This is a genomic window from Algoriphagus formosus (assembly GCF_002807035.1).
Taxonomy (GTDB): domain Bacteria; phylum Bacteroidota; class Bacteroidia; order Cytophagales; family Cyclobacteriaceae; genus Algoriphagus; species Algoriphagus formosus.
This window is the reverse complement of sequence record NZ_NIUC01000008.1, coordinates 1-3,133: the sequence shown is the minus strand read 5'-3', so window position 1 is coordinate 3,133 and position 3,133 is coordinate 1. Positions and strand designations below refer to the sequence as shown.

Sequence of the window (3,133 nt, the reverse complement as noted above, 5' to 3'; positions counted from 1 at the left end):
AAGTGGATTATTGGTGATTTTATGACCATTGCCAATTGCAAATTGGTAAGGATATTAGGGTGGAATTGCAAATTCCACCCAGCCTCAATCGGAACTTCAAAGCTGCTGAGGAGAATCTACGCCCAGTTGGGGTCTTGCTCTACTTGATAGATCACCGCACCGGTGCTCACAATCCCAAAATCCAAGGCTTTCATTTGTCGGTCAAGCAGAAAATTCGGTTGGTTTTTGAACTCGGACAGGTCGCTATGAAATCTGGAAACATAGACATGGAGAATTTTTGGATTATTAATATGATCAGTGATATATGCTTTTCCTTCTCTAATGCACGATCCGCATCCGTCATTTGGTACGAAGACCAATTGCTTATACTCTTCCAGGTTCAAATCATAAAACTGGGCAAACTTTAAGACCGATTCTTCCCGCTTGGTATTGGTGCAAGCGATCAGCAGACTAATCAGAAAAATCAAAGGTATGGATAATGATCTGATCTTCTTGGGAATCAGGATGGTCGGGGTGATTTCCAAAGAGGTGAAGGCCTTTTTCGGAGACAAAATATTGGTGCGGGATGTACTCATATTCTGGTAGTTCGAATTCATACTTCAAATCAAAATTTTCATCATAGACACTCAGGATAAAATGGGAAGGGGTGGCCACAAACTTCATGGAAGATACTCCTTCGGGAACCCCAGTGCCCGGCCAAGTCATCCGATATAGCAGGTTTTTGTAAGGATCTACCAATATGCCTAAGTTTTGGGGCTCCGATAGGTATTCTGACATATTTTGCTCCAAAGACTGATTGATCCTTGCCTCATTTGAGAAAAAATTATTCGTGAATTCTGGAATTAAGTTGGTGTTTAGTTCATAGGATTCGGTTTCTTGGCTATCTAAATTAAAAATATTTAATCGATTAGAGTAATAGGGTATAATATAAGTGTCCTCCTCTTTATAGGCTAATAATATTTTAGGGGTATTAAATTTTTCTTCAAAATCGGATTTGGAAAGTCTATAGGGTGTTTCTTCCGCTTTTAAATTATTCAAATTCAGTATTAAGAAAGGGTTTTTATTCTTAAGAAAATCCTCATTAATTTCATAGGTATATCTGAAATAAACTGTTTGCGGCAAGACTATTTTATTATTCCAAAAGTGAAATGTGGAGGTATAGCGTGTCATAGATCTGGTGTCTGTATAATCTGGACTAAAGTCACTTAATTTAATCCGGCTCACATTATTTGTTTCCAAATTATAAATAGATACCAATCTTCCAGATGCAGGAAAGGCTATTTTGTTTTGATCGAATGCATAAAACCCATCAATATTTCCAACTCCCAATGGTCCTTCTTCCTGGTAATGAAAATACTGAGATACCTGTTTAGTCTTTAGGTTGATTTTAGAAATTGTTCTGCGGTTTTTATTATGCCACAACAAATCTCCATCGACATATTGAAGCGCCATGGTATAAGGATCAACTTCAGGTCCTATGGGGATAGTTAGCTGTTCAACGTGAAAATCTATTAATGATTTTTCCTTACTTTCTTTAGATGGTGAACATGCATAAATAATAGAAAAGAGTGTTGCTATGGTAAGATTTAGGAATGCTGAATTCATAGGAAAAAAATCCGGCACGGAATTTCATGCCGGAAATTTTGATTAAGGATTTATTACAGGACCATCACAGTTAGGGGGATAAGTTGCACAATATCCTGCTCCAGTAAATTCCTCTACACATTTTAATTTATCTGGATCCCAAGAACATAAACTTGGATCATCACCTCCTCCACCGACAGAACCCTGGGCTAGGGATACCGAACTCAGCGGAAAGCTAAGCATGCAAATCAGAGCTATTGCTCCCAAAATCGATTGAAAATGTTGTTTTTTCATACGTTTAAAATTTAGTGTTTAAAGATCCATGAACCTAAAACTAACAGATTTTTCTATCAACTAAATTTACCCCCCCCTAATTACTGTTATTAATGGTTCCCTTTTAATTTAGTCGGTATTTGGCCTAAATTTATCTTTAAAATTCACCCAAACCTTCAATGGCTAATTAACAACACTCTCCTAGGCGTAGATTCTTCTCCGTACCTTTGAAGTTCAATCGAGCGCTGGGAGTTTGCAAATCACCCTACTATTATTTGCAATTGAACTATTCAATAAAACTTCTTCCAATTATCAACAAAATCAAATTACAAATTTGTGATTATTTAAAGGTGTAGATAGTACCTACGCCTAGGCCCAGATGAATACCGCCGAGTTGGTTTATAAATTGAATCGGTTTTGAGTTGGGGCATAGAGATAGTTTCAAAAATCCCACTCCAGCAGCGTAATTGTCATTTCCTCCCCTAATTGATTTAAAAGCTCTTTTCTAAGCTCTGAATCATTCATTTTTTCCATAGCACTCAAGTCCGTTTGGACCAAAAATTCACGTAAATCACGCAGTCCTTTCTCCCCATAATTTTCATGTAACTGAACCACTTTGTGGAAAAAATAAAATTGCTGGGCACTTACCTACACCCCATGTATGGAGAGGCAGTAGTGCAACTGGAGAATGAACGTTTAATTGTGCGATTCAATCAGTATCTCAGCTTTGAGCTGGTTCATTGGTTTGGGGATACCTTTTTAGGGAAGACTCAGGAAAAGTTTTTGGGTTGGGATGAATATTTTGAGTTTAAGCCGGACCGTTTAGAAGTTTTTGGAGCAAGCTTTTTCAAACGAAATCCTTGAACATATCCCTGAATTCAGGGATTGACCTCTATCCTTAAACTTTTCATTTTTACCTTTCTAAAATCGTCCAATAATGAAGAAATTTTTCAAAGTCATCGGCTTTCTTTTTTTAGGTATTCTCTCTTTGGTCATAATTCTTGTGGCCTATTTGAGTTTCGCAGGATTCCCCAGCTGGGAGTAGAATGGGATGGATTTATAAAAAAGCGTTGACTAGGTGTAGATTGCCTACCCCCCCCTGGGAGTAGTATCATGATTTGGACTAGGTGTAGTTTGGCTGCCCTGCAAACCGGCCTCTCGCTAAAAAGCTTTCCTAAAGCTTTTTGTTACGCTCGATCCTACCTTTCTATACAAACAAATTTGTAATTTGCTGATATATAAAAAAAATGTCTTATGGGAGAGGCCTATCAGATAA

The 3,133-nt window shown here is 37.6% G+C and carries 4 protein-coding genes; 1 reads left to right on the top strand and 3 read right to left on the bottom strand.

Translation table 11 applies throughout. From position 1 onward, the window contains the following. Window positions 1-116 precede the first annotated feature (116 nt). Genes CDH51_RS19920 through CDH51_RS19910 form a run of 3 tightly spaced genes read right to left on the bottom strand, consistent with a single transcriptional unit; the run spans window position 117 to window position 1,878 of the window. Entirely contained in the window at window positions 117-467 is a 351-nt protein-coding gene (locus CDH51_RS19920) for a hypothetical protein (RefSeq protein WP_100630332.1), read from the bottom strand. Next, complete coding sequence (locus CDH51_RS19915) at window positions 451-1,605, bottom strand: DUF4221 family protein (RefSeq protein ID WP_100630331.1); 1,155 nt, start codon at window positions 1,603-1,605, stop codon at window positions 451-453. The genes CDH51_RS19920 and CDH51_RS19915 overlap by 17 nt, the downstream gene beginning before the upstream one ends. Window positions 1,606-1,647: 42 nt before the next feature. Next, the gene (locus CDH51_RS19910; protein ID WP_100630330.1) at window positions 1,648-1,878 is read right to left on the bottom strand and encodes a hypothetical protein; all 231 of its coding nucleotides are present in this window, start codon (window positions 1,876-1,878) and stop codon (window positions 1,648-1,650) included. A gap of 597 nt (window positions 1,879-2,475) precedes the next feature. Between CDH51_RS19910 and CDH51_RS19905 the strand changes: the two genes are divergently transcribed. Then, entirely contained in the window at window positions 2,476-2,721 is a 246-nt protein-coding gene (locus tag CDH51_RS19905) for a DUF3471 domain-containing protein (RefSeq protein WP_100630329.1), read from the top strand. Window positions 2,722-3,133 lie beyond the last annotated feature (412 nt).

What these genes read in the sequence shown, in the direction of transcription:
- CDH51_RS19910 (WP_100630330.1), bottom strand. Translation starts at nt 1,878, where the DNA reads ATGAAAAAACAACATTTTCAATCGATTTTGGGAGCAATAGCTCTGATT.
- CDH51_RS19915 (WP_100630331.1), bottom strand. Translation starts at nt 1,605, where the DNA reads ATGAATTCAGCATTCCTAAATCTTACCATAGCAACACTCTTTTCTATT.